Origin of the sequence: Phocaeicola plebeius (assembly GCF_003437535.1) — a bacterium.
GTDB lineage: Bacteria > Bacteroidota > Bacteroidia > Bacteroidales > Bacteroidaceae > Phocaeicola > Phocaeicola plebeius_A.
The window spans coordinates 13,536-38,037 of sequence record NZ_QSQT01000019.1 but is presented as its reverse complement, the minus strand read 5'-3'; the positions used below and the strand labels follow the sequence as shown (position 1 = coordinate 38,037).

Annotated in this window: 32 protein-coding genes; 9 read left to right on the top strand and 23 right to left on the bottom strand. The window is 43.2% G+C overall.

The genetic code is table 11. From position 1 onward, the window contains the following. Window positions 1–383 precede the first annotated feature (383 nt). Window positions 384–869: a hypothetical protein gene (locus DXD04_RS10850; RefSeq protein ID WP_004323429.1), complete on the bottom strand. Its 486-nt coding sequence runs from the start codon at window positions 867–869 to the stop codon at window positions 384–386. A 15-nt stretch (window positions 870–884) separates the two neighbouring features. Between DXD04_RS10850 and DXD04_RS16940 the strand changes: the two genes are divergently transcribed. Next, window positions 885–1,124 carry a hypothetical protein gene (locus DXD04_RS16940; protein ID WP_008659509.1) on the top strand — a complete coding sequence of 80 codons (240 nt, stop codon included), beginning with the start codon at window positions 885–887 and terminating at the stop codon, window positions 1,122–1,124. Between the two features lie 184 nt (window positions 1,125–1,308). Here DXD04_RS16940 and DXD04_RS10835 read toward each other — a convergent pair whose 3' ends face one another. Then, a complete protein-coding gene (locus DXD04_RS10835; protein ID WP_004308712.1) occupies window positions 1,309–1,665 on the bottom strand; it encodes a hypothetical protein in 357 nt (118 codons plus the stop codon). 175 nt (window positions 1,666–1,840) lie between these two features. Then, window positions 1,841–2,311 (bottom strand): hypothetical protein, encoded by a 471-nt coding sequence (locus DXD04_RS10830; RefSeq protein ID WP_004308716.1) that lies wholly within the window; start codon window positions 2,309–2,311, stop codon window positions 1,841–1,843. 469 nt (window positions 2,312–2,780) lie between these two features. On the opposite strand from DXD04_RS10830, the gene DXD04_RS10820 reads away from it, so the two are divergent. Then, complete coding sequence (locus tag DXD04_RS10820) at window positions 2,781–2,954, top strand: histone H1 (protein ID WP_004308720.1); 174 nt, start codon at window positions 2,781–2,783, stop codon at window positions 2,952–2,954. Between the two features lie 129 nt (window positions 2,955–3,083). On the opposite strand, the gene DXD04_RS10815 is transcribed toward DXD04_RS10820, so the two are convergent. The 7 genes from DXD04_RS10815 to DXD04_RS10785 all read right to left on the bottom strand — a co-directional run bounded on the left by DXD04_RS10815 (window position 3,084) and on the right by DXD04_RS10785 (window position 9,602). Then, complete coding sequence (locus tag DXD04_RS10815; protein WP_004308721.1) at window positions 3,084–4,526, bottom strand: OmpA family protein; 1,443 nt, start codon at window positions 4,524–4,526, stop codon at window positions 3,084–3,086. A gap of 53 nt (window positions 4,527–4,579) precedes the next feature. After that, entirely contained in the window at window positions 4,580–6,037 is a 1,458-nt protein-coding gene (gene mobV / locus DXD04_RS10810; RefSeq protein ID WP_004323434.1) for a MobV family relaxase, read from the bottom strand. A 206-nt stretch (window positions 6,038–6,243) separates the two neighbouring features. Beyond that, complete coding sequence (locus DXD04_RS10805; RefSeq protein ID WP_004323435.1) at window positions 6,244–7,104, bottom strand: hypothetical protein; 861 nt, start codon at window positions 7,102–7,104, stop codon at window positions 6,244–6,246. Between the two features lie 24 nt (window positions 7,105–7,128). Then, complete coding sequence (locus DXD04_RS10800) at window positions 7,129–7,686, bottom strand: hypothetical protein (protein WP_004323436.1); 558 nt, start codon at window positions 7,684–7,686, stop codon at window positions 7,129–7,131. After that, window positions 7,683–8,078 carry a hypothetical protein gene (locus DXD04_RS10795; protein ID WP_004323437.1) on the bottom strand — a complete coding sequence of 132 codons (396 nt, stop codon included), beginning with the start codon at window positions 8,076–8,078 and terminating at the stop codon, window positions 7,683–7,685. Before DXD04_RS10795 ends, DXD04_RS10800 begins: the two co-directional genes overlap by 4 nt. 10 nt (window positions 8,079–8,088) lie before the next feature. After that, window positions 8,089–8,535 (bottom strand): hypothetical protein, encoded by a 447-nt coding sequence (locus DXD04_RS10790; protein WP_004323438.1) that lies wholly within the window; start codon window positions 8,533–8,535, stop codon window positions 8,089–8,091. A 17-nt stretch (window positions 8,536–8,552) separates the two neighbouring features. After that, window positions 8,553–9,602 (bottom strand): hypothetical protein, encoded by a 1,050-nt coding sequence (locus tag DXD04_RS10785; RefSeq protein ID WP_004323439.1) that lies wholly within the window; start codon window positions 9,600–9,602, stop codon window positions 8,553–8,555. Between the two features lie 234 nt (window positions 9,603–9,836). On the opposite strand from DXD04_RS10785, the gene DXD04_RS10780 reads away from it, so the two are divergent. Further along, window positions 9,837–10,481 (top strand): recombinase family protein, encoded by a 645-nt coding sequence (locus DXD04_RS10780; protein WP_004323440.1) that lies wholly within the window; start codon window positions 9,837–9,839, stop codon window positions 10,479–10,481. Between the two features lie 368 nt (window positions 10,482–10,849). Here the strand turns inward: DXD04_RS10780 and DXD04_RS10770 are convergent, their stop codons facing one another. The 6 genes from DXD04_RS10770 to DXD04_RS10730 all read right to left on the bottom strand — a co-directional run bounded on the left by DXD04_RS10770 (window position 10,850) and on the right by DXD04_RS10730 (window position 15,842). Then, window positions 10,850–11,530, bottom strand: coding sequence for a DUF1281 family ferredoxin-like fold protein (locus DXD04_RS10770; RefSeq protein ID WP_004323442.1), 681 nt, complete (start codon window positions 11,528–11,530; stop codon window positions 10,850–10,852). Window positions 11,531–12,001: 471 nt separating this feature from the next. Continuing rightward, window positions 12,002–12,256, bottom strand: a complete 255-nt coding sequence (locus tag DXD04_RS10760) for an LPD11 domain-containing protein (RefSeq protein WP_004323443.1) — start codon at window positions 12,254–12,256, stop codon at window positions 12,002–12,004. A 491-nt stretch (window positions 12,257–12,747) separates the two neighbouring features. Continuing rightward, complete coding sequence (locus tag DXD04_RS10755; protein WP_004323445.1) at window positions 12,748–13,248, bottom strand: DUF4313 domain-containing protein; 501 nt, start codon at window positions 13,246–13,248, stop codon at window positions 12,748–12,750. A gap of 418 nt (window positions 13,249–13,666) precedes the next feature. Continuing rightward, complete coding sequence (locus DXD04_RS10745; RefSeq protein WP_004323447.1) at window positions 13,667–13,981, bottom strand: hypothetical protein; 315 nt, start codon at window positions 13,979–13,981, stop codon at window positions 13,667–13,669. Between the two features lie 465 nt (window positions 13,982–14,446). Next, entirely contained in the window at window positions 14,447–14,974 is a 528-nt protein-coding gene (locus DXD04_RS10735) for a hypothetical protein (RefSeq protein WP_004323448.1), read from the bottom strand. 487 nt (window positions 14,975–15,461) lie between these two features. Further along, a complete protein-coding gene (locus DXD04_RS10730; RefSeq protein WP_004308735.1) occupies window positions 15,462–15,842 on the bottom strand; it encodes a single-stranded DNA-binding protein in 381 nt (126 codons plus the stop codon). A gap of 431 nt (window positions 15,843–16,273) precedes the next feature. Between DXD04_RS10730 and DXD04_RS10720 the strand changes: the two genes are divergently transcribed. Beyond that, window positions 16,274–16,546: a hypothetical protein gene (locus DXD04_RS10720; protein WP_004323449.1), complete on the top strand. Its 273-nt coding sequence runs from the start codon at window positions 16,274–16,276 to the stop codon at window positions 16,544–16,546. Here the strand turns inward: DXD04_RS10720 and DXD04_RS10715 are convergent. The 3 genes from DXD04_RS10715 to DXD04_RS10705 form a co-directional block, all read right to left on the bottom strand. Next, a complete protein-coding gene (locus DXD04_RS10715) occupies window positions 16,540–16,800 on the bottom strand; it encodes a hypothetical protein (RefSeq protein ID WP_004308737.1) in 261 nt (86 codons plus the stop codon). The two genes, DXD04_RS10720 and DXD04_RS10715, sit on opposite strands and share 7 nt — an antisense overlap. A 14-nt stretch (window positions 16,801–16,814) precedes the next feature. Continuing rightward, window positions 16,815–17,144: a hypothetical protein gene (locus DXD04_RS10710; RefSeq protein WP_004323450.1), complete on the bottom strand. Its 330-nt coding sequence runs from the start codon at window positions 17,142–17,144 to the stop codon at window positions 16,815–16,817. Between the two features lie 182 nt (window positions 17,145–17,326). Next, window positions 17,327–17,629 (bottom strand): hypothetical protein, encoded by a 303-nt coding sequence (locus tag DXD04_RS10705; protein WP_004323452.1) that lies wholly within the window; start codon window positions 17,627–17,629, stop codon window positions 17,327–17,329. A 71-nt stretch (window positions 17,630–17,700) separates the two neighbouring features. On the opposite strand from DXD04_RS10705, the gene DXD04_RS10700 reads away from it, so the two are divergent. Next, window positions 17,701–18,000 carry a hypothetical protein gene (locus tag DXD04_RS10700; RefSeq protein ID WP_008777440.1) on the top strand — a complete coding sequence of 100 codons (300 nt, stop codon included), beginning with the start codon at window positions 17,701–17,703 and terminating at the stop codon, window positions 17,998–18,000. Window positions 18,001–18,657: 657 nt separating this feature from the next. Next, window positions 18,658–19,602, top strand: a complete 945-nt coding sequence (locus DXD04_RS10695; RefSeq protein WP_117673210.1) for a bile acid:sodium symporter family protein — start codon at window positions 18,658–18,660, stop codon at window positions 19,600–19,602. A gap of 103 nt (window positions 19,603–19,705) precedes the next feature. On the opposite strand, the gene DXD04_RS10690 is transcribed toward DXD04_RS10695, so the two are convergent. The 3 genes from DXD04_RS10690 to DXD04_RS10680 form a co-directional block, all read right to left on the bottom strand. After that, complete coding sequence (locus DXD04_RS10690; RefSeq protein WP_117673208.1) at window positions 19,706–21,355, bottom strand: dipeptidyl-peptidase 3 family protein; 1,650 nt, start codon at window positions 21,353–21,355, stop codon at window positions 19,706–19,708. A gap of 88 nt (window positions 21,356–21,443) precedes the next feature. Then, a complete protein-coding gene (locus DXD04_RS10685) occupies window positions 21,444–22,142 on the bottom strand; it encodes a hypothetical protein (RefSeq protein ID WP_117673206.1) in 699 nt (232 codons plus the stop codon). Window positions 22,143–22,145: 3 nt separating this feature from the next. Next, a complete protein-coding gene (locus tag DXD04_RS10680; protein ID WP_117673204.1) occupies window positions 22,146–22,739 on the bottom strand; it encodes a hypothetical protein in 594 nt (197 codons plus the stop codon). Between the two features lie 201 nt (window positions 22,740–22,940). On the opposite strand from DXD04_RS10680, the gene DXD04_RS16935 reads away from it, so the two are divergent. Further along, window positions 22,941–23,129, top strand: a complete 189-nt coding sequence (locus DXD04_RS16935; RefSeq protein WP_229035408.1) for an NAD(P)H-dependent oxidoreductase — start codon at window positions 22,941–22,943, stop codon at window positions 23,127–23,129. After that, a complete protein-coding gene (locus DXD04_RS10675) occupies window positions 23,122–23,478 on the top strand; it encodes a flavodoxin family protein (protein WP_259296111.1) in 357 nt (118 codons plus the stop codon). The genes DXD04_RS16935 and DXD04_RS10675 overlap by 8 nt, the downstream gene beginning before the upstream one ends. Before the next feature lie 66 nt (window positions 23,479–23,544). Here DXD04_RS10675 and DXD04_RS10670 read toward each other — a convergent pair whose 3' ends face one another. Then, the gene (locus DXD04_RS10670; RefSeq protein ID WP_117673202.1) at window positions 23,545–23,751 is read right to left on the bottom strand and encodes a hypothetical protein; all 207 of its coding nucleotides are present in this window, start codon (window positions 23,749–23,751) and stop codon (window positions 23,545–23,547) included. Window positions 23,752–23,831: 80 nt separating this feature from the next. On the opposite strand from DXD04_RS10670, the gene DXD04_RS10665 reads away from it, so the two are divergent. Next, complete coding sequence (locus DXD04_RS10665) at window positions 23,832–24,500, top strand: AlkZ-related protein (protein WP_117673237.1); 669 nt, start codon at window positions 23,832–23,834, stop codon at window positions 24,498–24,500. Window positions 24,501–24,502: the final 2 nt, after the last annotated feature.

Here is a 24,502-nt window from a genome sequence, read left to right as displayed (position 1 = left end):
TCCGACTTTACCCAAGAGGTTGTTTCATGTGCATTTTCAACGGTGGATGCAAGAACTATGAGCAAGTAACCGGAATGAAATTTTATGAATACCGGAATCTGTGATTGCGGAAGGTTACGTCAAATTTCATTTCAGGTAGCAACAGCGGTACTTGAACATCGTTTGCCACCGTACCTTTGCGCACGAAACAAACAATGGTGCATGTCGGGACTGTGAGAATGTAATACAATTAGAACAGGTAATATAGAATCGGTAAAAGAGGCTGTGAATTGGTAACAGAGGTTCGGCAGAACATGGTCTATAAAAGTAACCGGACTGTTATATAGGAAGATGATAACCACCCGCTTGAGTTGCGGGTGGCTTTAAAAAAATTATATGGAGTATCAGAAGTGATAGTCGATGACTCCTCCGATATAGAGTATCGTTCCCGGTTCAAGCGTACAGACAAACTCCATAAATGCAAAAGATTTTTCGGCAAATGACTGGTATCCCTCTCCGTCCAAATAGAAATGATACGCAATATCCAATGGATTTTCCAATGCCTTTTCAAGTTGATAAACAGGGCCTACAAACTCCAACATATTTTCCGTCGTAATAGCTTCAGCTTTCTTACGGATGTTAGTCACAAAGTTCTCTTTCCATTGTTCCACACCACCAATGTAGCGTATGGTGTCATCACCTACAAGTTCGAACATATCTTTTGGTAGAGCAGTATTGACCAAATAACGAATATCCTCCTTACGTTCTTCGTCATCTATCTCCGCACAATAGTCATAGAAACTGCCATCTCCTTGATGGAGAGTGTCTTCATTCAGATAGTTTTCTTTTTCTATCCACATTTTAGAAATCTGAAAAATTCGGCTGTGCATAATTTTGAAATTTAAATGATTAAACTTTATTCCCTTTACTTGAAGCTCTTTCGGCTTCTTGTCAGGAATGATTTTTATGCGAAATTGACAGCAAGGAAAGGATGGATAAGGCAAGTAAACAGTGAATGGAATGAAGTGGAATACCCAAATCTTCGATATGCGGAAGGCTGCCACAAGTATCCGGGAACTGTTAGCGCAGCGTTACTTGACGACCATTCTAAAGCTGTATCTTTGCATACAAAATCTCTCAGATAAGAACTGCCGATATGCGATATAAAGAATATCTATAAAAGACTGGAGAAGCACTCTGAGACTGTATAAAAGGACTGAAGGCGACAAAGTCTCCAATCTGCATGAAATCAGAGAAGCTTATCGGATAATGATAGTTCGCTGCACGCTGTCAGCATACCGTCATTTCGTTTTCTGCATCGGATTAGTCTTAGCCTGCGGCATATTCATAGATGTTACAGAAAGAATTGTCGTTTTCATCTTTCCGTTGTTCGGCAATAGCAAGAATTTCTGTTATTGATTCGACAGACTGACCGCTTATCACCTCAAACCACTTGAATACTTCTGTCTGGTTGACAAAATATTCCTTGTACCATTTGTCGTCTGGAGTACATAGGTCTGCAATGTACTTTTCGGGAAAGTATTTACTCTCTTGGTCATTTGTCCAGTACTCCGCCAGACCCGACTCTTCCGATTGATAGAAATAACATAGTGTTGGGAATTTCTCACATACCAGTTCAAGTGTTTCATCACACGGAAACCAAGCCGTTTCCGTTGTGAATTTCAAGAATGTCAGGCCAATAAATGTGTTATACTGTTTAGAAACGGAGTACGACGAGTAAAAAAGGAATAGGACCGGTTGTGGGAGTTCGGTGGAGCATGGCTATAAGAGTAATCGGGCTGAATATACAATACAAGGAAATGCTATCCACCCGCTTTGGCTACAGGTGGATATGTTATTGTCATTCCGCACCTCTCATGATGGTGAGTTGGTCGGGACGGTTAGGAAACCAATAAGAATCACTGTCAATATATACACATCTGCCACTATTACAGAGATTCCCAAAAGCTAAGACCTCACAAGGTCCAAATATCACTCCATAATCGTTTGTAAACGCCACCATATCTCCCACACTCAAGTCGTTTTCCGTATCCATCACCTTGGAAAGGTGGTCGTAAAACTCAATACCTTCAGCTTCACGTTCTGTTTTCCAACGCAAAAAGTCTTCTTTATGACTTCTACCGGTATGTATCGGTGATAATTCAGAAGGAAAAACCTCCGCTTCCGAAGTATCAGATGCAATCAAAATAACGCTATCCTCTTCAATGTTTTCCGGAATAGAAGCCACTTGGTAAACCCCATTAGACAGACCACTATCTGGGTCATGCCAATAAAGAAGATTACCCAACTTGATAAAATCGTATTTTCCCATATTCTTTGATTTATTATTTCCCTTTGCTTGAAGCTCTTTCGGCTTCTTGCCGGGGATTGATTTTTATGCAGGATTAACAGTGGAATAAGGGCGATAAGACAAGTAAACAGTAAATGGAATGGAACGGAATACCCAACCTTCGAATGTAAGAGCAGAAGCAGGCTTGTCCTTTTATACCTTGCAATGAGAAGGGGACTGAAAGTCAATCTTTGATTTGAGGAAGGCTGCCGTAAAATATCCAGGAACCGTTAGCATAGCGGTGCTTGACAATCGTCCGGACACTGTACCTTTGCATATAAAATCTCTTCGGCCAGATTTGCCGATGGTGCGATAAGGGAATACTCAGAATGGAAAAACATAAAAAGGGGTATCATATTATAGGCGAAATATATAACAGAGCTAATATAAGTCCTAAAAAAATATTTTTGCTATCTTTGCCAGCGTATTATATAATATTAAGAACATAACAATGGAAAAAACATTTACACAAATCTGTGAATTGTTCGATCAATTCTCAAAAGATGCCAACCTCCAGATGGAGAAAGGCAACAAAGCTGCCGGAACTCGTGCCCGCAAAGTATCACTTGAACTTGAAAAACTTCTCAAACAGTTCAGAAAAGAGTCACTTGAAGCATCGAAATAATTTTCATTCTGGTTCTGACAGTAGGAAAATGGCGAACTTCACGTGTACCATATCGAAAAAGCCTCTTCGCTTCACAGCGGAGAGGCTTCATTGATTATGACAAAGTTAAACATCAATTATGCGAAATTTCTATTTCGCTTTTGGAAAAAACAACTCCACTTTCGTATGTCTGTTGGCTTCCACGGGCGTATAGTCGGCAATTCCACCTTTGCTAACTCTGATAATCCGCTTGGCTGGTATTCCACGTTGTTCCAGTTCTGCGGTAATAAAACCTGCTCTCGATATACTCAAAGAATCATTGATACTTGATGTTCCTGTAGAACTGTCAGCAGCACCAGTTACCCTCACGGATAAACTGTATTTCTTAGCTACACGAGCCAGTTCGTCAAGATTAAGCCTCTGTGAGGTATCCGTCAGATGTGTCGTATTGAGAGCAAAAAAGAAATAGATGGGTGTACCGATGCACTCTCCATCAGCGTATGAAAGAACCGTGGAATCCATAGCGAGGGTGTCCTGATGGGCGGACTGCACATTTCGGGAAGCCGTGTAATTATATGATGGCTTTCCATTCTCTGTCTGAAGAATAGTCGTGTCAAGAGGTGACGACCCGTCCCAATAGCTATGCTTCAATCTTGCACGAAGCGAGTTCAAACCGCTATAATTATTTATAGGATATCTGCATCCGGTTATATCGTCGTTGTCAAAGATATGGCTATATGTATCGAGTAGTCCTTCGATTTCCAGAATTTTCTTTAATTCCACGAGTGTTCGCTTATCTTGATTGTGACGTCCCACATAACGCCTGTTCTCCTCCGAAAGGAAGTTGCCATAATCGACAAGCAGTTCGTTCCGATGGATGTATGGTGCCGTATCCACCGCGCGCTTCCAGCCGACCTTACCGAGATGAAAGGTGAATCCGGCAGTCAGCGAAAGCATGTGATCGCCCAGACGGTTTGGATAGCCATATCCGTCGAAATCCTGGAATGTAGTTGTGTTAGAGAGTTCCAGCATAGCACTAACCCGTTTGGAAATACGGTATTGTGTTAGTATGCCGTAAGAAAGCGCAAAGGGATTGTTCCCGTTGGTGGCGTTATGTAGCAGACCGACACCCATAAAGGGTGCAAGCCTCCAACGTACCTGTTCCTGTCGGGCATATCTGCGTCCAAGGAGATTCCACAGGAGATCTGCATGGATATAATGGTAGTCCTGCGTAGATAATTGTGCATCCTTAAACTGCAAGCCACTATAATTTACCCTTGCGCCGACCAAAGGAGTAAACCATTTGCCGACGGCGAGGCTGTACGAAGGTTTCACTCGTCCAAAAAGGTCTTCACAACCGAGAGGTGTACCAAGAAAAACTGTCGCACCTCCGGATATGCTAACAAACCAGTTGCCGGTTCGAGATGCCGGAAGTAGCACCCCGTTGAGATAGACGGGCTGCATCGGTTGAAGCAATTCCGCTACTTCATAATGAATAGTGTGTCGTACAGTGTCCTTCTGTACGGGTTGTACACTTGCTTGTGCCTGCAACGTGCAGAGCAAAGCGAAGATGAAAATAATTTGTTTCGTCATATTCCAATGATTTCATTAGTTATACTTTTAATCTGGTGTAAGGCGTATGCCATTTACCGTTTAGATTTCTTGCCGATAGTCGAGCGCATCATGCGGCTCGCCATCCTCATACAGCGAAGTGCCCATGCTCGATTGTCCTCGTCCTCGTCGCGTCCCCATTTGAGGTCACTCCCTCCGCCTCCACCACCATGTGATTCGGCAAATGTAGTGGCATCATCTACCATTCCGAGAAATAGCATTGTCGCACAGTGCATGATTTCCGTACCCCGCTCGGCGATAGACTGTACCAGTGAACCGTCAAAGAGCTGCCGTTCTGAAACATTCATTTGTGCCGATGCGTTACGATACTCGCTGATTACACTCTCCAGTAGGACGTCTTTAAACAAGCTATCCACTTTGGAGTGTACATCACGGGAATATTGATAGGCCTCCTCTTTGAGTTCTTCGGTACGTTCTTCAATGGCTCCCATATCCTTTTTCAGTTCGATGAGTTGCCGGTCAGCCGTCTGCAACTTTTCCTGCTTGTCTGCCAGTTGCCTGATGATTCCTTGCAGCTCTTTTTCCAACATTTGTATTTGGATTGCCAATTCTGCCGCATTGCCTTTGTTTTCTTTTAAATTGTACTCGGCTGCCGATAACAAGGTTTCTTTTTCAGTTTTCTGCTTTTCAAGATTGCTAACCATTGTCGTAAGCCCTTTGACTCTGCGTTCTGCCAACCGGATGTCTGATTGAAGTTCACCCAATACCTGTTGATGGAGTTTGATATTATCCTCGATTGTTGTACACTCTTCAGACAACATTCGGCGGTATTCCTCAGTCGTTCTGTGCCGTGCACCCGTTTCGGATATGCTTGTTCCTCTTGACATTCCCCACTTTGTATTGACTTCTGCGAAAAAGTCCGTATGAAGTTGTTTCATTCTTGCACTATATTCAAACTTATCCTTACCGGCGAAGATTTCCTTGTACGCAAAGCGACTATCCTTGATTGGCAGAAGCGTACAGTGGATATGCGGGTTCAATTCATCCAGATGTACAATGAATGCAGCGATGTTCTGCTCACCATATCTGCCACAAACGAATGAATAAACATCCTTGGCCCAGCGTTCAATGTCACGCTTCCGTTCGATGCGGGTATTGTCCGCACCTTTTTCAAAGTCCACCTGTTGCGTACCGAAAGCAAGTTCCTGCATTCGCTGCCGTGAACCGCCGAAGATGATATTTACCACCGTGCGGTATTTTGGTTCGAGCAGCCCCTCATTAGGATCTTTGATTCCACGGTGACTTAATATGTCCGCCATCCGTTTGGGAATGCTACGGCTTGTGTCGATGGGATGTATTTTACCTCCGGGCGCAATCTCGAAGTTCAGCCGTTTACGCGTAGGATCATAATTTCCCTTACTCATAGCGTACTTCTCTGCCTTTTCACTACGGTCACGCAGATGTTCATTACTTTGGGCGGTGGTAATCCCTTTCGACACCTGCACGTCGAGTACCTGTTTTTGATTTGCCATACGTTTTTCATATTGTTTCGGACAATCTACCGTGTCCCAGCTTGCTGCTTGTTCGGACACCCTTCCCACCAACGTCAGGCAGGTGGGGTATTAGGCTCCCCCTTCCCTTTGTTCGTGGCAGGCGGGCAAGCCCGGATGCCTTCTATAACTGGCAGGGGGGCTTCACTGGATACAAAAGTGGATTGTTGCGGTTATACATTCTGTTTTCAACCTCCAATCTGATACGTTGCCTCCTGTGCCTTTGCCGCAAATGCCAGAAAAGGCTTAAAAAGCGTTTTAAGGAACTCCCTGTCATCTTCATCATAATCGGAATTTTCATCCCTATCTACATCAAGAATAAGCCCGGCAATACCTTTCGAAGTTGCAATAAGTCCTGTCCAGTCCCCATACAATTCCAATCGGAAGTAGTCCATAAACTCTGTACTGTCATCGAATCTCGACTTACGCAGTGCCCGTTGTATAGCGGCAAATGTAATGCACTCCAAAGCTACCATACGAATCTTGACAGCTCGTTCATCATCATCCGCTGCCGGATTGATGCGAGTGATACTGTCCGGAGATGGGCAGCTATCGCATATGCCAGCTTCATCCATTGCCCGACGAACAAGTTGCTCACACTTGATTCCGATCTCGTCAAGGGACACTTTGCCGATTATCCAATCGGACAATGCCTCACGTAGCTGTTCTGCAAGGTTCAACTTCTTCTGTCCATTGCAAGACTCCGTGGATTGGCTGGTTTGCACAGTCATGGTAATGATGACGCTTTTGGAAAGCCGGATGCGATTCAACAAGCCGAACTCTTCCATTACATCCAAAAAAGAACGGACAGTAGCCCTATGCCAATGCCATTCCGATGAAAGGTCAGAAACAGTCACGTGGCACTGGTTGGGTTGAAGTTCGTAGCCTTTGTTCCTTAAAAAAGGGGAAACAAAACCTGCCAAAGATTTATCCAATAAATCACAGAAGGCTTCTGTCTTTGTTTTTCGTTCACCGACTTTCTCCTTGAGGTAGTCAAATACTTCTCTGTCTGCCAATATAGGGACAGCTATTTTCTGCTTGGTTTTCATTTTCATTTCATTTTTTAATTATTACTATTGTGCGGATATATCAGTGTTGCCGCTATCCGCATCTTGCGGCAATATCGCGTGATGATGGTCATAATAACTTTCGGCTAATAGTCTGGGGAATTTCATCCATTCAGAGATTATGCCTATGTCCTGAAATTCGGTCATAACCCGAACAGAGGGATAGAACAGGGCAGCCAAAAGAAGATAGGCGGCAGTTACCGCCGTTGTGTACAAGTGTGGAACAAAACTGATGGCCAAAGCCACCAATGAGAGTATGACAAACATACATGGTCGGTCACATAAACCTCTTAACAATCTGTCCGCTCTCCTAAATGAATATATAGTGGCACAGATAGCAGTTGAAAGAAAAACACCGAACTCGCCAACATGTCCGCTGATGTAAACATAGTGGAAGAGCAATAGCAGAATCAATACGACCTGTACATATAGTTTACGAGCCTTTACACTGTGTATCATAGCATCGTAGAACCTTACCATAAAAGAACGGTGGCTTTTGTACAATGCTAATGGCAATACGAAAAGCGTTATACAGAAGATAAGTTGTAGTATATTCCAAATCATAAATAATAGGGTTTCTCGCGTATTTGAATGGGGGATATCATCAACTCTAATTGGACAATATTGTGGGTGGCCAATAGGATGATAACTTCGGCGTCCCTCGGTGAAAGGTATATCGCTGCTTTCTTAATACGTTGCTTGAACGTATGCTCCTGCTTACGGTAGGCTGCCAATGCCTTATCCAGTTTATGTTCCGGAATTGTCCATGTCATGCCTTTGGCGTATGAGCCTTTGTCTTTGCAAGCCCGCAGTACCAACGTGCGGGAAACAATGTAATTGATATATCCGTTTCTTGACAAAGCATACTCCTTATAGAAATTGTCATCAACAACCTCTATCCATGTCCGGTATTCCCTAATCCAATAAACCATTTGTCGGTATAGTGTGTCCCGCATAACATGACCATTAAAGGAAATCCATCAAGAGATCGTCTTTGTTCTTCTTATACTTGAATGTGCCACTTTTGGAATGAAGATCCAAATCAAGGCACAGCTCGCCGTACATCTGCTCAAGAGAATCATAGATGGTGACAAGAATGCTATTTACCTTACCGTCTGCATCTGTCTTGCAATTCATCTTGAACATCTGTCCAAATGCCGGGTTGGAGTATGCACAGGTGCTATGCCTGAATTTGTCAGCGTGCGTGGGGATGTGGTGGTAGAGAGTTATAAGCTCCATATCGTCCTCAAACAGATCCATCACTTCCTCCAAATCGTAAGGGTCGCGTAGCGGGAAGGTCAGTAGGGCGTAGTCACCGTAGAATTGTGCTTCCTCCATTGTCGTCACATCGAGTAGTTGCGGTAGTTGCAGAGGGACAAATGTCATAAAGTCATTGAAAAAATGTCGTAACATATTCATTTTTTATATTGTTAGAGCGTCTGTATGAAAATATCCATAAGCATTCCTGGCAGTTCAGTCAGTTGACCACTTTCCGATTGCAGGATTCGGCTCAAGGTTTTGAACGCCACAGGTGTCTGTGCCGCCATCCTGTCAAGTTGTTTCCGTTCTTTATCGGAAAGCAATGTCATAGAGAATCCGTCCAGTGAAGTATAAGGGTGGATAAGCATCCATATATAAGCATGTGCTTGCGAAGAAGTCTTGATTTTTTTGTTCCGAACATCTTCTATACAAATCTGCATATTTTGTATTTGGCGACGATTGGTGCGCATTGTCAAATAAAGCATAGCCTCCCGATAGGTAATCTCCTTTCTCTCAGCGGCAAAGAATATCTGCGAACAACACTGTTCAGTACCACGTGTGATGTCAGCCATACTCTCACCTTCGAAATCGTGCAAGTGAGAGAGGAACGCACGGAATATAGCATCTTCTTTAGTGATATAAGTAATCAGTTCATTGCGGCTATGTATGCCGTTACGGATAGTTCGGGTCAGTAACATACGGTAAGCCGCAAGGATTTCCTCTTTGTTACCCTTATGAAGCGGAAGATTATCCAGTGAGTTGAAAAACGGGCGGATTTCTCCAGCGGCATGATGCAGTTCCTCATCATTGTTATAAGGTGAGAACTCTCCTTTGAGAGCCAAAAGTTCCTGATAAGTACGCGTCTTTGAGAGGGCTAAGCGTGAGAACTCAGTGCGGATAGAATCATGCAGTCTGATACACTCTTCACGCTGATTGGAATGGGGGTGGCTGAGCGTATCATTCCGGAGATACCTAAAAACAGAGTCTTTTACTGTTTGCCATTGTAGGATATGCTTGGTCAATACTTGAAATGAGGAATCTTTCTGACGTCGTATATTGTACAAGTACTCCCTGTATATTCCGGCAGGATCGTTCGTAGCTTCAGACAATGATTTGCCATTTCTATCGCTGCATGATATCAGGCCCAATATGGCCAATGAAACGATACATCTTCCAGTCAAAAATGATGGAGTCTTGTAGTATGATTTTAAAATTTTCATATTTAACAATTCATATTTAACGATGCAAATCTATATATTATTTTTATTGTAAAAGCCCTTTTATATCGCATTTAGTATAATTTTTGGTATCATATTAATAATATGATTATCAATGAAAACAAGTGCAAGAAAAAAGCTAAAAAAAGGATTTAGCGAGATTTTTGCCACGATATGATTTTAGATTAAAATGAAAGTGCTATATTTGCACTTGTTATCAAAACAGTGTATATTAAAATGGCAAAAGTTGGCTATATATTCAAGGAAAATAATGACAGTTTTGATGCTGAGAGAGAATGGATGCAGCGATATGGTTGTGTACAAATCGTAGAGGAAACAGTTGAACATGAAACATTGAGACCTATGTGGAAACAGCTTATGGCGAATCTTCAAAGGGGCGATGAAATAGTCATATCCAAATTCAGCAATGCTGCACGCGGTTTAAGAGAACTGGCCGCGTTCATCGAACTATGCCGTATCAAAATTGTACGTGTCATATCCATTCATGACAGAGTTGATACTCGCGGTGAATTATTCCCCGGTACGACAGCAGCCGATGTGTTGTGGATAATAGGGGCATTTCCGGAAGAAATTGCCGCGCTACGAAAATATTCCGCTCATGTCGAGAAGTTACGCCAGAATATCAAAGCCCCGGCTGTGCCGAAGGTATTACCTAAAGCTGAACGAGATAAGACAATCGTGGATATGTATATCAACGGGCATTCTTTCGATGACATTTGGGCTGCAAGCGGTTTTAGCAGCAAAAGTTCTATTTGGCGCATACTCAATAAATATGGCGTAAAACTTGATCGTGGCCAAACCAGCGGTCCGCGTGTCAAACAGAACCCGAAAGAGGACGGAACAAATGAAGGTGACTCCTGATAGAATTTTCAGATAATCAGGATCGTATATTTGTTTTTCGGTTATTATTTTGTATTTTTATTATTGTTAAAACTATAAAAGTAAGACTTATGGGAGATATTATAATTGTATTGCTGGTATTCTGGGTTGTCGGCAAGCTCTTGAAGGGCGTGTTTGGCGGTTTCAGTAAAAGCAGCTTCAAAGATGATAAGTAGGCCAGCCAAGGGATGGGTAAATACGGTCAAAAAAGACTGGTTCAAGAGGCGTGAAATTGTAAAAAGGAAGTGGAATGGAATAAATATAAACGGAGCTTCCGGCAACAGGAGTCCAGGATATATCGGTTGAGATATACCCTGAATACATGTCGGATATTGTCTGTCCGGAGATGTTTAGGCTTTCCACCTATACCCCTCGTTTGTCAGTTCCAAGTATTCCTCTAATCCCGGTTTTACGAAAAAGACAATTTCAAAGGCATCGTTACTTCCGCTATCGGGGAATGTCATGTCGGTTTCTCCATTTCGGATAGTCCCTTTGCCCACGTTGGAACCAAGGTCTTCATCCGCATAGGCATATTGAAACTCGACGTCCGGAAATATTTCGGAGAGTGTTTGGATAAGCAGCGGCACACCTTCCCAAGCCGTATCAAACCAAAGCACGTTCGGTTCTTCAAAATTCTGATTAAAGGCATTCCATTTTGTACCCCAGTTAGCGATAGACCATTCATACCAAGTAGGATAACCGTATTTTCCCCAGTTTTTCAGATATGTCATTCCAAGTTGTAATGCTTCTTCCCTGACTTTTTCCTCCTGAATTTCCATCCATTGAATGACTTTCAGGTCGTCCTGTGAATTGAACGGTTTACGTTGCTGTGCTATGATATACTGCATACCAAATTCCCCAGAAGTGGACGCTTCTATCAGTAAGTCCTTTGGCATAGGGATAATGTTGTTGAAGTCAATATAGCAAGGCGTACTGTCTTCATCTGTTTTTCCTTTTAAGAAATCCATCACATTTTGTACTGTTTCTCTGTCTGCGTTTATTTCTAAACGGTTTGTTACATAATTAGGCATGATTTTAATGTTTAAAGAATTGGTTAGTATTAACTTTTATTTCCCATATTGTCGGTTCTTTACTGATTGAACCGTTTTGGGATTTATGGATGCGGTAAACGGATGTCGATACAGCTTCATACGGCAACTTTTCTTGCCAAATTACTCTTGCGCAGGAAGGAAGAATTTTGTAAGAAATACACTTCAAGTAGCAGGATCAAGCGCGATAGCCGACCTTTGCATCTGATAAAACCAAACCGGTGATAGGATGAAGAATAGATGGGAGATAAAATGAAAAATAATTAATATAAAAGAAGAATGCTATTCCTTTTGCAGAAATATAAAAAAGGAATAGAATGATATAATTATAAAAGAGGGATTATTATTACCCTCTCAATTATAAGAGGGTATGTTCTCAAACTCCGACCCTTATTTGTAATACTGTAATACCGCAACACCTCCGTTAAAGGTCATTACGGTATTTTTTTTGAATTATTCTTGTGTTACTCCCATAGCATTGCTGTATTCTTTGATTTGCTCCATTGTCAGCCATTCGGGTTTTTCGTTTTCTCGGAAGCTGTCGTGAATTTTCGTCATGTATTCAATTTGTGTCTTTTCAGAACCAGCCCACAAACGACGAGAACTTTTGTTTCCAAAGCCAAGATAATATTCACAGTCGGCTTGCAAACGACCCAATAACATATATCTGAATTTTAAATCGTGCTGTAATACTTCTTCTATTGTCATACTCGTTTTCGTTTTTAATTAAGTTTTTTATTTTCCCTTTTTTCAAGTCTTTCGACTTTGCCGGAAGGGTTGTTTTTCATGTGCGTCCCAAACGACGAAGCAGGAACGCAGTGCAAGGAATCGGAAATGAAATTTTATGAATACCGAAATCTATGATTTAGGAAGATTACGTCAAATTTCATTTCGGATAGCGTAGCGATACTTGGATAGCGTTCGTTCGCCGTAATTTTGCACACGAAAACAAGACCGGGCGAAAGTCTGGATAACGACAGGAAACATCAACATTCATTACATAAGGGCTGTAAAAGAGAAGCAGGCAGTTACGCTGCTATAAAAGGGAAACAAGGAAATTAAAAAAGTGGGCACGGAGCAATCTGTAAAAAAGGGGGGATGCCACCTGTCTTCGGGCAAAAGAAGATACCATACCGATAGGATTTAACCGATACGGTATCTCTTTGGTAGTCATCAGTACCATACTTTCAGAAAACCATTTAAAAACATTCGATATTCGCCTCTTGGAAAATCTGCGGGGCGTGCTGATAAAGCAAAGGAAGATTCAATACCGCCATTGGATATTCCACAAATCCGCTTCTACGCTTGTAACCTGAATAGGTCGCTAAATTATTTGTCTCCAGAAACTCCATTGCATCCGGATAATGATTCACATCAATAAATGTACGGTCTGGCAAATCGAGTGCATCCATGCTCTCCAAATTGACGGATAGCACGATATACTCTGTTTCATCTTCCACACTTTGCAAAGTAAGTGCTAACCAGCCATTGCCATAAAATTGAGGCATGAGATAAAAGCGTTCTCCACGAAACTCGTATTCTTTCCGCGTTAGGGAGCTGTCCGGATCTACCAAGCGAAAATCATCCTCTCCAGAAACAAATTCTGTTGATGGGTCACTGACATCCACATACGTTCCATTTACATTGTGACACAAATACTCTGCATTTTCTGAACGAACAATCACAAATTGAATTTCCATACTTTTAAAATTTAGCTATTAAACATCATGTTCTTTTTTTCCCTTTTTTCGGAAGCTTTTAGGCTTCTCCAGTCGGGATTTGATTTTTACGTGCATTCAAGATTGCCTTTAAGGAAAAGCAGGCAAGGAATTTGGACAGAATTTTTACAGTTGCGGTATGGAGCGTATACGACATTTGAGCGATTGAAAATCGGGAAAGCTACTGAAAAATTGTGTTCAAATAGCGTAGCGGTACTTGAATGTTTTTCCGTGGCAATACCTTTGCACAGGAAAAAACAAGTCCTGACTGGTAGCAGCCTGAAACGAAATAATTTCGTTTTATACAAGGGTAAAACGGAGTGATAAAAAAGGGAATGACCACAAAGAGCAGCCGACAAAAGCCGGCTTTCTTTTGTTCCTGTGGGAGGAGCTGGGACATTTAATCCGTTACATCATAATAATAGCTTAGCTCGTCATCTTCCAGATACTCCATTGCATATTGACTGGCTTGTGCCCAAAGGGTATTATACAATGTCGCAATTTCCGGCCTTGTTTCATAATACTGCCATATCTTATGGTTAAGCACTAAAACCAGTTCCGTGAGATACTTGTAGTTCTCTTTCCACTCCTTAAAAGCACGGTTGAAAGTGTCCTGTATCGCCGAAAGACCAAATCGGTCAGCAATGGAAAAATCATTCCAAAAGGTTGTTTGCAATTCATAACCGTTCTCTAACATAAATTCTCTGAATGTCATAATGCCTCAAATTTTAAGATTAATATTTTATTTATTTCCCTTCGATACTTCCTGTACCGAAAGGTTGATTATTTTTCTGCCCACGGGATTGGCGGCCAGAACGGGCAAGGAGGATGCGGAAAATACACTCTTCGATATTTCGGAGAGGAAGATTTTACAGCAGCAAGTGTCAGCGGTCCTTGACAGGACGGACAGCCGGCAATCGAATTTTGCAGGGAAATAACCAGGCTTGCGGGATAGAAATATAGGGGGTAGCTGGATGGGGCTATAAAGGAGGGCCGGAGTCTAAAAAAGGAAACTGGCACAAGCGGCCACCTACAACAGTTGGGCGGGAACATTCATAAATGTGTAAAAAGGAATAGTTTCCCACCACATTTTATGCAGAATATATACGGCATAAAACACAAGTGCCGTAACAGCCTCTTGAGAAAGCGTTACGGCATTTGTTTAAGTACAGGTTACAGGCTATTTTACCTGAACGAGGTTGTCCTGTAGAGTTTTCCAGCCATACACTGCGGCCACATAGGGGTGGAGGGAACGTGTAACTTGGCGAAAACCATTCTCGTCAATTTCATAGTTGTAGATTTTTGCGGCAATCTGTTCTGCGTCGTCACGATTTTCAGCGACACGGTACAAAACATAATTCGTGCCATCATGGTGCGACATACGGCCTCGTATATCGTAGCCGTCACCGTACCACTCTGCATCATACTGGGTAGATTGTAATATCCCGGCAATGTTGTCACCCAAAATTTGATAGCCTTGTTTGCGTCCGTTCCACAATCCTAAATCTCCAAATGCAATAATGACTCCATTGACATCCTTGTTTAGGTTCTGCCGCTCATCCCCCAATTCATTATACACTTCGTCCGACCACTCTTCATCGCTGACCTTGTAGGCATCATCGTCCAGTTCTTCTCGCTTGAAATTTTGATAATACTCTCTTGCTGTTTCATCCAATAGAGCATCACTTGACCAAATTATTTGTTTCATACATTCTAATTTTTTATTTTCCCTTCCCTTCAGAGGCTTTTACCTCGTCCGGTGGGATTTGATTTTACGTGCAAACCACAAGGCGGAAGAAGGGAACAATGCAAGGAGGAAGCGGAATCCGAAGGATTTCATTTGAACGGCATTGACTGCAAATGAAACGCGCCTTGCAGGTTCACGTCCGACTTAACTTCGCACTGTAAAATTAATGGACGGCGGACGTAACCTCACTTTTGGGAAGAAATATGGTTATAAGAGGGACTGGAAAGCTGCTCAGAGGTATGGAATTGAGAGAGTCTTCTTTTTTCTATTGAAAATCGTAATCTGCCTGTTCATCAAGTGGAGCTAAGTATAACAGTATTACCGGGTGAAGATTTCATTTGGAGCTTGGCATCGCAACAGTCACTTATAAAAGTATGATGCGTATTAATCCGGTCATGAGCAAAACAAAAGCGACCAAAAGATCGCTTTGTTCATGATAAGGCAAGAATTATTTTTTGCCTTTTTTCACGGGCTTTACCGGCTTTTCAGGAACATCCTCCTTTTCGATAGGAGGATAAAACTTGACAGCCACCATAACAACACGATTGTGCTTCACACCGACCTTGTCGGTCCACTCTTCAGGCTTAAAGTAGCCTTCAATGGTGAGCATCGTACCTTTGGTCAGTTGGTCGAATGACCCAGTATTCTCGTTTTTACGCCAAGCCTCAATATTCATAAAGGCTGAAATGCGGTTGGTTTCCTCGGCATTCCTTTCCTGACGGCTTACGGCCAATGGGAAACGTGCGACACTGCTGTTGGTGAACTCTCGGATTTCAGCGTCTTTACCTAAGAATCCGGTTACTGTGAAATTGTTTTCAATCTTTTTCATGTTGAATTGCTTTTAGAAGTTATTAAATCAATTTTTACACTGCCTAAAAAGTAGATGTCGTTTAAGGGATGCACCAAGGATAGCGCGTCAATACGCTTTATTTTTAGCCACAGGTAAAATCGAAGGCTCGATAAAGGAAGATTGAAGCGGCTACGCCATTGGTCAAGACAACCATGTCGTTCCCGTCGGCATACTATCTTTGCAGAGGAAAAATGATGATTGCTTCGATAAAAAGCGATTATGGAAAATGGGAAACAAGTAAACCGGTAATGATAAGGAAAAAGAGCAAATCCAAATGTCGGCACAAAGGCGAGACATCCGTCCGAAAGTCAGTGAAGAATAGCAAAGCCAAAGCGAGACATGCCTGGCTTGAATTGAGACTGTAACAAACAGAATACCATCCAATCAGAAAAAAGGCCACTGCATAAGGAATGTGTCAGCCAAGAGTGGACAGAAGCGTAGGTAGCCCATCCTTGGAGGATAGTGATATCCGCATCGAAAAAAAATGGAACTGGAAGGAAAAACGGCAGGAAGAACCAGACTTTTCACAAAGTGGTTTCCAATTCGCTTTGTGCGAATGGCTGGTTTCTACAAAAGGGAGTGGCGCAGCCAAAAGAAAAAGTTATAAAAGGAAAATGGAAGTAAGGCTGAAATGGGTGATTCCATTCCAGCCAGTCGATGATATTTGTCCAAGGTGTCATTGAAATTCAACCATCATAATACGATGCTCGAATATTTTGGTTTTGTCGCTGGGACGTCGCTGGCAAACCCAAAGGTGTCGTGCACCGTAACCGTATGTGAAATATTCATCAAGTGGAGTTTTTTTCTCCAACTGTCTCATGCTTTCACGCAATTCCGCCTCATTGCCAGAAAAAAGAATCGTGTTAATGATTCGGAAATAAAGTTCAGTTACCTCGTCACAATAGGGGCAAAAGCTGTGTTCAATTGTTACTTTCATGCTTCTTTTGATTTTTATTGTACTTCGATTATATCTTCAATTCGACCATATAGGACAGAACGTAGTGCGGTTTTGTCAATGGCATAATATTCGGCAATATGTCCATGTTGTTTCACGAAATACCGTTTGAGAACATCGGAGAAGTCAAAACGGTAGCCCATTAAAGCGATACCTCTTTTGAAATGGCAGCACTCTTTCACATTGCGGGTGAGCCAGTTCTTTTCTTCCCGACTCAACTTGTCGCCATTATCAAGACGTTCCCGTAATTTGTAAACCTTGCTATCTTTCAGTTTTTCCAATTCGGGCACATCCCATTGGACGAATTTCATTGCTATCTGTGTCATGGTTTCTATGTTGTAAAATTGTAAAAATTACTTCATCACAGTATTTAATACTCTCTCTTTGCCACAGATGAAACGAACAGTGATTTTGTTGTCGAAATCACCGACAATCGTTCCATCCGTGTGTCTCTTATAGAATAAGCAAAGTGTAGGATAGACCATAATTTTACTTTATCTTCTTCTACTCATTCAGTTACTAATTTGACCTTCCATTCTCCCTGAGAGAATATTCTAAAGCTCACGTACTCGTCTTCAAATTCATAGGTTAGAATCTTGATATAGACTTTATCTTTGTCCTCCAACGATTCTACCAATTTTTTGATTTCTTCTTCTGGATACACCCAACGAGAGGAAAATTCTGCATCTACACTATCACCATATCGATTGGTAAATTCGCTGAAAGTGTCATCCAAGAAAGCCTCTATTTTGTCGAGGTCTGTTTTATTTTCCGTTCTTGCGTGGAAAATGTTGGTTGCATAATTTGCCATAAATACCAAGTTTTAAGTTTGTTACTTTCCCTCCTGTAGCATTTCACTTACTTTCGGGCTTGATTGAAATTATGTCGCTTCAACAGGTGGCATGGCTATGTATGCAGGGTTTCACTACAAAATACTACCTCTGCGAAGCGGAGCGTGGAGATTTTGTAGTGAACCTTCAGGTTACAACCTTGCATACAATAAAGACATGGCAAATACCTTTGCGACACAATTCCCATCGGGCAGACCGAAAGTTGATATGCGAGCATGTGGGAGTTTGCTCGGTACGGATGTGTGTAAAAGGTGGCTATGAAGTAAAAGAGTATCGCAGCGAAAAGAGAAAAGAGGCAAGAGCTTATCTTCTCTTTTGGCTGTATGGGTAGAATGGGAAAATCACAAAAAGTAACATGAAAATCCAGTTTGGTTTAGTTTGTTAGCCTTATATATGCTAAACTAAATTAAACTAAATATAGGCAGGCATTTTTGGCTGCCTGTACAAAAAAGATTATCTTTGCTACAAGCAATACAACTTCAAGAGATAATAATTTGTATTCTCTTTATGAGCTGCAAATAATTTGTTAGTTAAAGTTAGGAGCAAATTCTTCGAATGATGAGAGCAGATAAAATTGCTCGGAATGCACTCTGAAAGCAAACAAACGAAAAGAAAGAAACAGAGTGCAAATAGAAAAATGAGAAATCACTTTAATTCCTATTTTTGTTCCTTATTTGTTTCTCCACTAAAATCACCTTTCTTATAACATATTGATTATAAAATATTTAAGTGTATATTTTTAAGATGATTAAGAATATTATCAATTAACCGATACAAAAATAGAAAAGGGCTGAATGACGGATAGTATACAAATCCTCGGACTATATACCCATGTTACAGATTCTAGGAAAAGGCAGACAGAGCTGGCTTTGCATATACAGCAGAAGCTGAATCATATTCCACGAGTCAGGAGGAGTACTTTGTCCACATTCCCGCCAAGATTCGCACGAAATTTTGTAGCTTTGCAGACAATTTTGAAAAAATGACAATGAAAAATAAACTCATCCAAATTTCTGCATGGATTGCAGCCCACATCACCCTTGTGGTGGTGCTAGTGACGGCCGTGGCTCTCTTCCTTCCCTCCTCATTCAACTGGATAGATACATCGGCCATCACACCGATGCTGGGCGTGGTGATGTTCGGCATGGGACTGACGCTTCGTCCGTCCGACTTCCGACCAGTCTTGCAACATCCGAAAGACATCCTCGTCGGCGAACTGGCACAGTTTCTTATCATGCCCTCGCTGGCGTGGCTGCTCTGCAAATTATTGTCGCTGCCAGAAGAACTCGCCTTAGGAGTGATTCTCGTGGGATGTTGTCCGGGAGGTACAGCCAGCAATGTTATCTGCTACCTGGCCAAAGGCGATGTAGCCCTGAGCGTGGCCATGACCGGAGTCTCTACACTGCTAGCTCCCATCGTAACACCTGCACTCGTATGGCTGCTTGCCGGAGAATCGGTGGAAGTAGACGTGGCAGGCATGTTTTTAAGTATCGTACAGGTGGTAATAGTACCCATCGTACTGGGAGTAGCCGCCAATCATTACTTCCAGCGCACCACCCGACGGATAGTACCGCTGCTACCGATGATTTCCACCTTGTCCATTGCGTTCATCATCGGCATTATCGTAGCGCACAACGCAGCCAGCATCCTAGCTTGCAGCCTGATAGTGGCCGTAGCAGTGATTCTGCACAATGTACTCGGACTGGCCCTGGGCTATGGTCTCTCCTCTCTTGTCGGAAGCGAGCCGTCCAAACGGTCGGCCATCGCCATCGAGGTGGGCATGCAAAATTCAGGTCTGGCCACTTCACTTGCCGCCACTCATTTTGCCTTGTTTCCCATGGCGGCCGTACCTGGAGCCATGTTCTCGGTATGGCACAACTTCTCGGGCAGCATTGCGGCACAGATTTTCAGAAGACAGGCAGATAAAGAATAAGGAATCAATGCCTGCACATGCGGCATGAGAATGACGGCATAAAAAAGCCTGCGGTTCAAAGACGCATCTGAACCGCAGGCTCTTTATGTTTCAGTAACTGATGTTACTGTGCTTTTCCTAACAGCACTTCTTCTCCCTGCACAAAGGTAATGTCACGAGGAATGCCTGCTCCGTTAATCCGGTCAAGGTCGGCCTGAAGTGCCGGAGTGATTCCACCGTTCTTTTCTCTGTATTTCTTCGCAAATTCCACATTGCCGTCGCCCTGTGTCTGAAGAATCAACGTGGCCCAACCGTTCATGGCTTCCTTGGCCTTTGCAAAATCAATCACATACTGACCTTTGTCATCGCGTGAAAATGCCCCTGCTTTCTCCATGTAGTTGAAGCACATCATATTGGCTTTTCCGTGTGAAGAAGCTGCTCCAAAACGGACTGAACGCAGAATGCCTGCAATGTAAGTAGCCATCGCATCTTCAGTTGTAATGTTCGTGATTTCGCCCATCTCAATCAGCTTGGTCACCATGAACAGGCCCAGAATGTCAGCCTTGGCTTCTTCCCAGGAAGTCTTCTCTGTGCCCATCACTGCATCTACGCTTTCATTGGTACGGATAGTCTGCTTCACACCCAGTCCGTGTGCCACTTCATGGAAAGTCACGTTCCAGAAAAACGCATCAAAGTTGAGGTATTTCTGCTGTTCGGGCGTAACGACAAGCTGTCCGATAGGCAACAGAATCTTGTCGAACTTAGCCTTCATGGAGTTACGCAATTGCAGACGGCGTGTACCTTTCAGCGCATGTACCCGCTCGTCGTTCGGCAGGTTGATGGCAATGGTCTTGCTTCCCGCGTTACAGTCGCCGGCATAGTACACTGCATCATACACATTCAGGTCGGACGAGGTACCCGGCACAAAGGTTTTATATTCCGGCGGACAGGGCAACTCTTTCTGAAGGGCCGGAAGCATGGCTACGAACTTGGCCAGTTCCTTGCTGCGGGCTTCATCCTTCAGCAGGATAAACGACTCGTACGAAGCCTTGGTTTCACGGAACTTATCATCGTAAGTTTCAATAGGTCCTGTCACGAAGTCAATCTTGCTGTCCTTCATGTCCATCCATGCCAGGTCACTGGCCAGATAATCATCAGTCTTGAATGCTTCGATACGCTTTTCAAGGTAGGTTTTCAGGCCCGGGTCCTCTGCCAGTGCCACCGCTTTCTCCAGCAAAGCACAGATACGTTCTATTTCCGGGGCATAGGCTTCATGATACCATACGCTCTTTGGAGAACCGTCTTCGTTGCGGCGGATAACCGTGTACCATGAGTCCTTGTTTTCATCTTCAAAGGCATTAAACTCGGCTTCGGTAATATCCAGCGGGTAATAGTTGCATACATCCGGTTTTTCGCCATAACCAGCCAGGAAAGGCTTGTTATTGTCCAGACGGTTCCATGCGCCATAGTGAATCATGGCAAACTCTTTCGCATAGCTGTCGGTAATGGTATCGAGCTTGCTTTTATCACCGAATGTCTGCTTCCAAAAAAGGTCGTCGGTAATTTTCCCCACCTGGAAAAATATTCTCACCAACTCTTTTTCCTTGTCGCTCAAGTTGTTCACAAGATCAGACTTAAGTTCAACAGATGCATACTCCTCTACCTTTGCTTTCATCGGCGATTCCTTCTGCTGGCTGCTGCACGAGCACAGGCTGGAAGCCATCGTGGCAACTCCCAACAAGGCTGCCGAAAAATTAATCATTCTTTTTCCCATACTTCATTGATTGTTTTGTTTGCGAAGATACGAAAAGTCCCTCATATTTCAGGCATTCAGGAAATCACATTAAAGAGTTCCCCGCAAATCAATCTTTCTGGTACAATTCTTCCAGATATTTCTTCGCTTCTAGAATCACCGCATCGTCCATGCGTGATGAATTTACGATAATTTCCAGCGCCTCTGCCTCATAACCGTTTCGGATGATACTGCGTGTAGACGACAAACAGGTCCTTTTTGCATTCTCTGCTTTACCTTTCTTATACTCAGGATACACCTTCTCTACCTCTTCTACGGTAATATCCAGATTTTGCTTGACCAAAGGATAAAGCTTTATAAAAGTGGCCTTGCCAACAGAACTCAGCCTGTTATCCAATGCATACGCTTTATCCTCATCATATTGATCTTTCACTTTCTTACTGCGCTTCTTTAAAGTTATCTTTGGCTTGTCTTTAAAAATTGTCTTCCTCCATTTCTTGATTTGATATTCCGATACCGCCCAGTGAATCTTGCCTACCGTGTCCGTCACTTTTTCCTGCTCAGGAATCTGCATCAGTGTCTGCAGCTCGGCATATTCCTTAGGAAATCCCGCTTTCACATAATCCTGCACTATATTGATAAGCTCTTGCTCTTCACCCAGGTTTTTCCCATCATAAGCCACATAGTCTTGCTTAGGTATCACAAAAGAATTAAGAGGGTGTACCAAGCGAAGAAAATGCGCTACAAGTACAGCGTATTCATTCTCCGTAAATGAACGGTCGACACGCCGGATGTGTGCCGGGTCCAATTCCTACTCCGCTCTTTTAGGATTAGGAAATACCTTAGTTAACCGTTGTTTCCCGGCAAAATTATAACCCACAGGAAGAATATGCGCCAAATACCACCCCGAATCATTCAAGTTAATATGGCTATAGTTATTGCACTTATAATAAGCAAGTTTTCGTTCTTCTTTGTCTATTTTAAAGCCGCACACTACATTTTTCTGATTGAGATGCTCCACTAAATCGGATGCAGTATAACACTTATCATAAAGTTTCAAAGCAGTAAAAGGCATGGCAAATGTATTGTCACAGAAAAAGGTTTTCAACCCATCCTGATATTCAGACAGGAATCCCCTGCGCAGCAAGAAATATTGCTTTCCTGGCGCATCTGCATAAAGACGGATAGCAAACACGGCATCCGGACGTTTCACATACTCAAGTAGTGCCTTGTGTATAGCCTGAATGGTTGCTTTATGCTGAAACTGCCACTTGATTATCTGATTGAAGAAATCAGTGGCATTCTCTGCAAGCCCTTTTTTAGGAAAACTTACCACACCTTTTTTCTTGATGTCGAAAATCATATCGTTTATCGCTGAAGAATACGGAATGTGCTGATTTTTCATACCGGTATTATTTGTTATTCAAGTATTTCTTTTAGTGTGGCAATATTACAAATAAACCGTAACACCTCCACTATTTGCCTTTAATAATTTTCAAGAGATATTCTATACGCATAATTTTCACTCCACACACGAGGAAAGCTGCACAGAAATCCATAACTTTGAAGAAAGTTTATCAGAAAAAATCAACCCAAACAAGATAACATGAAAAAAGTAATTGTGATTTCAACCAGTCTGCGTGCTGGTTCCAACAGCGACATGCTGGCCGACAAATTCATAGAAGGTGCCCTCCAGGCAGGCCACGAAGTAGAAAAAAATCTCACTCATCGGAAAAGATATACGTTTCTGTCGCGGATGTTTAGCTTGCCAGAAATTGGGCAAGTGTGTGATTAATGACGATGTAGACGCTATCATGCAGAAAGTACTGCATGCAGATGTCATCGTATGGGCTACCCCGATTTATTATTTCGAGATGAGCGGACAGATGAAAGTACTCATCGACCGTATGAATGCAATGTACACCCTGGATTACCAGTTCCGCGACGTCTATATGCTGACCGTGGCAGCCGAAGAAGAGCCGGAGGTTCCTCAACGTGCCGAAGCGGGTCTCACGGGCTGGATTGACTGCTTCCCGAAGAGCCGCCTGGCCGGTACGCTTTTCTGCGGCGGAGTAGCTGACTCACGCGCCATCAACGGACACAGCAAGCTGAATGAAGCTTACGAGATGGGGTTCCATTGCTGATAAGATTTCAGAAAAAAACTACGCCTGACAAAGTGATTCATGCGACATCACTACCTCCAGAAAAATTTAATAACTCTTGTTCCGGAGCTCCAGCGTCACGTCCATATAGCTACGCTTGCCTTCAATGTAGTCGGCATACAAAGTTTCCGCATCCTTACCTTTTAGGATGCGGCACTTGCCGCACGACTCGCAATCGTGCAGGCACTTCCAGGCATCGATCACATACGCCCTGCGAGCTTCCCAGGTGGATTGTTCAATTGGAGGAGGTGTCATAGATTCTGTTTTGCTTCATACAATAATACGCAAATATATCAGTTTTGTTCATTATCTTACAAGGAAAAATCACCGTAACCATGAAACAAGAACTCCTACACTCCTGTCCCGAACTTATTGACTACATCAATGAAACGGGTTTCCTTCCCTTGCTAAGCATGGGCATCGCCGGATGGTCGGCCGAAGAAGTCACGGACGAAGACTGCCAGTATACCCGTTTGCCCGACGGCGGATGGGAATGGCCGCTTTGGGAATGGAAAGGTGCCATCCTGCAAGAAAGCGGTTGCGCATACGGCAAGTTCTTCAAGGACAAAGCCGCATTCATCAGTCGCGAGTGGTGGCCCGACTTCTGCAATTACCGGCGGAGTCTGTTTCCTTATCCGGAGGCGGGAAGCATTGAAGAAACCATCCTCGACATACTAAGATGCGAAGGCAGCCTGATTACACGGGAACTGCGTGCGGCATGCGGATTTACCGGACCAAGGATGCGGAGCCGCTTCGATGCCTATCTCACCCGACTGGAAATGGGTGGCTACATTGTGACGGAGGATTTTATCTACCCCCTCGACCGCCACGGAAGGGAATATGGCTGGGGCTGGTCACTGCTCACCACGCCCGAACGTCTCTTTGGACGGAAGGCCTGCCATCCCGACCGCAGTCCGCAGGAATCACGCGAACGGATGCTCACCCAGTTCCAGAAGATACTGCCGCATGAATCCGAAAAGACGTATGCAGCCCTGCTGAAATAAGT

Coding starts and splice junctions, on each gene's coding strand:
- DXD04_RS10850 (WP_004323429.1), bottom strand. CDS start 869: ATGCACAGCCGAATTTTTCAGATTTCTAAAATGTGGATAGAAAAAGAA.
- DXD04_RS16940 (WP_008659509.1), top strand. CDS start 885: ATGATTAAACTTTATTCCCTTTACTTGAAGCTCTTTCGGCTTCTTGTC.
- DXD04_RS10830 (WP_004308716.1), bottom strand. CDS start 2,311: ATGGGAAAATACGATTTTATCAAGTTGGGTAATCTTCTTTATTGGCAT.
- DXD04_RS10820 (WP_004308720.1), top strand. CDS start 2,781: ATGGAAAAAACATTTACACAAATCTGTGAATTGTTCGATCAATTCTCA.
- DXD04_RS10815 (WP_004308721.1), bottom strand. CDS start 4,526: ATGACGAAACAAATTATTTTCATCTTCGCTTTGCTCTGCACGTTGCAG.
- mobV (WP_004323434.1), bottom strand. CDS start 6,037: ATGGCAAATCAAAAACAGGTACTCGACGTGCAGGTGTCGAAAGGGATT.
- DXD04_RS10805 (WP_004323435.1), bottom strand. CDS start 7,104: ATGAAAACCAAGCAGAAAATAGCTGTCCCTATATTGGCAGACAGAGAA.
- DXD04_RS10800 (WP_004323436.1), bottom strand. CDS start 7,686: ATGATTTGGAATATACTACAACTTATCTTCTGTATAACGCTTTTCGTA.
- DXD04_RS10795 (WP_004323437.1), bottom strand. CDS start 8,078: ATGCGGGACACACTATACCGACAAATGGTTTATTGGATTAGGGAATAC.
- DXD04_RS10790 (WP_004323438.1), bottom strand. CDS start 8,535: ATGTTACGACATTTTTTCAATGACTTTATGACATTTGTCCCTCTGCAA.
- DXD04_RS10785 (WP_004323439.1), bottom strand. CDS start 9,602: ATGAAAATTTTAAAATCATACTACAAGACTCCATCATTTTTGACTGGA.
- DXD04_RS10780 (WP_004323440.1), top strand. CDS start 9,837: ATGGCAAAAGTTGGCTATATATTCAAGGAAAATAATGACAGTTTTGAT.
- DXD04_RS10770 (WP_004323442.1), bottom strand. CDS start 11,530: ATGCCTAATTATGTAACAAACCGTTTAGAAATAAACGCAGACAGAGAA.
- DXD04_RS10760 (WP_004323443.1), bottom strand. CDS start 12,256: ATGACAATAGAAGAAGTATTACAGCACGATTTAAAATTCAGATATATG.
- DXD04_RS10755 (WP_004323445.1), bottom strand. CDS start 13,248: ATGGAAATTCAATTTGTGATTGTTCGTTCAGAAAATGCAGAGTATTTG.
- DXD04_RS10745 (WP_004323447.1), bottom strand. CDS start 13,981: ATGACATTCAGAGAATTTATGTTAGAGAACGGTTATGAATTGCAAACA.
- DXD04_RS10735 (WP_004323448.1), bottom strand. CDS start 14,974: ATGAAACAAATAATTTGGTCAAGTGATGCTCTATTGGATGAAACAGCA.
- DXD04_RS10730 (WP_004308735.1), bottom strand. CDS start 15,842: ATGAAAAAGATTGAAAACAATTTCACAGTAACCGGATTCTTAGGTAAA.
- DXD04_RS10720 (WP_004323449.1), top strand. CDS start 16,274: ATGTGTCAGCCAAGAGTGGACAGAAGCGTAGGTAGCCCATCCTTGGAG.
- DXD04_RS10715 (WP_004308737.1), bottom strand. CDS start 16,800: ATGAAAGTAACAATTGAACACAGCTTTTGCCCCTATTGTGACGAGGTA.
- DXD04_RS10710 (WP_004323450.1), bottom strand. CDS start 17,144: ATGACACAGATAGCAATGAAATTCGTCCAATGGGATGTGCCCGAATTG.
- DXD04_RS10705 (WP_004323452.1), bottom strand. CDS start 17,629: ATGGCAAATTATGCAACCAACATTTTCCACGCAAGAACGGAAAATAAA.
- DXD04_RS10700 (WP_008777440.1), top strand. CDS start 17,701: ATGTCGCTTCAACAGGTGGCATGGCTATGTATGCAGGGTTTCACTACA.
- DXD04_RS10695 (WP_117673210.1), top strand. CDS start 18,658: ATGAAAAATAAACTCATCCAAATTTCTGCATGGATTGCAGCCCACATC.
- DXD04_RS10690 (WP_117673208.1), bottom strand. CDS start 21,355: ATGGGAAAAAGAATGATTAATTTTTCGGCAGCCTTGTTGGGAGTTGCC.
- DXD04_RS10680 (WP_117673204.1), bottom strand. CDS start 22,739: ATGAAAAATCAGCACATTCCGTATTCTTCAGCGATAAACGATATGATT.
- DXD04_RS16935 (WP_229035408.1), top strand. CDS start 22,941: ATGAAAAAAGTAATTGTGATTTCAACCAGTCTGCGTGCTGGTTCCAAC.
- DXD04_RS10670 (WP_117673202.1), bottom strand. CDS start 23,751: ATGACACCTCCTCCAATTGAACAATCCACCTGGGAAGCTCGCAGGGCG.
- DXD04_RS10665 (WP_117673237.1), top strand. CDS start 23,832: ATGAAACAAGAACTCCTACACTCCTGTCCCGAACTTATTGACTACATC.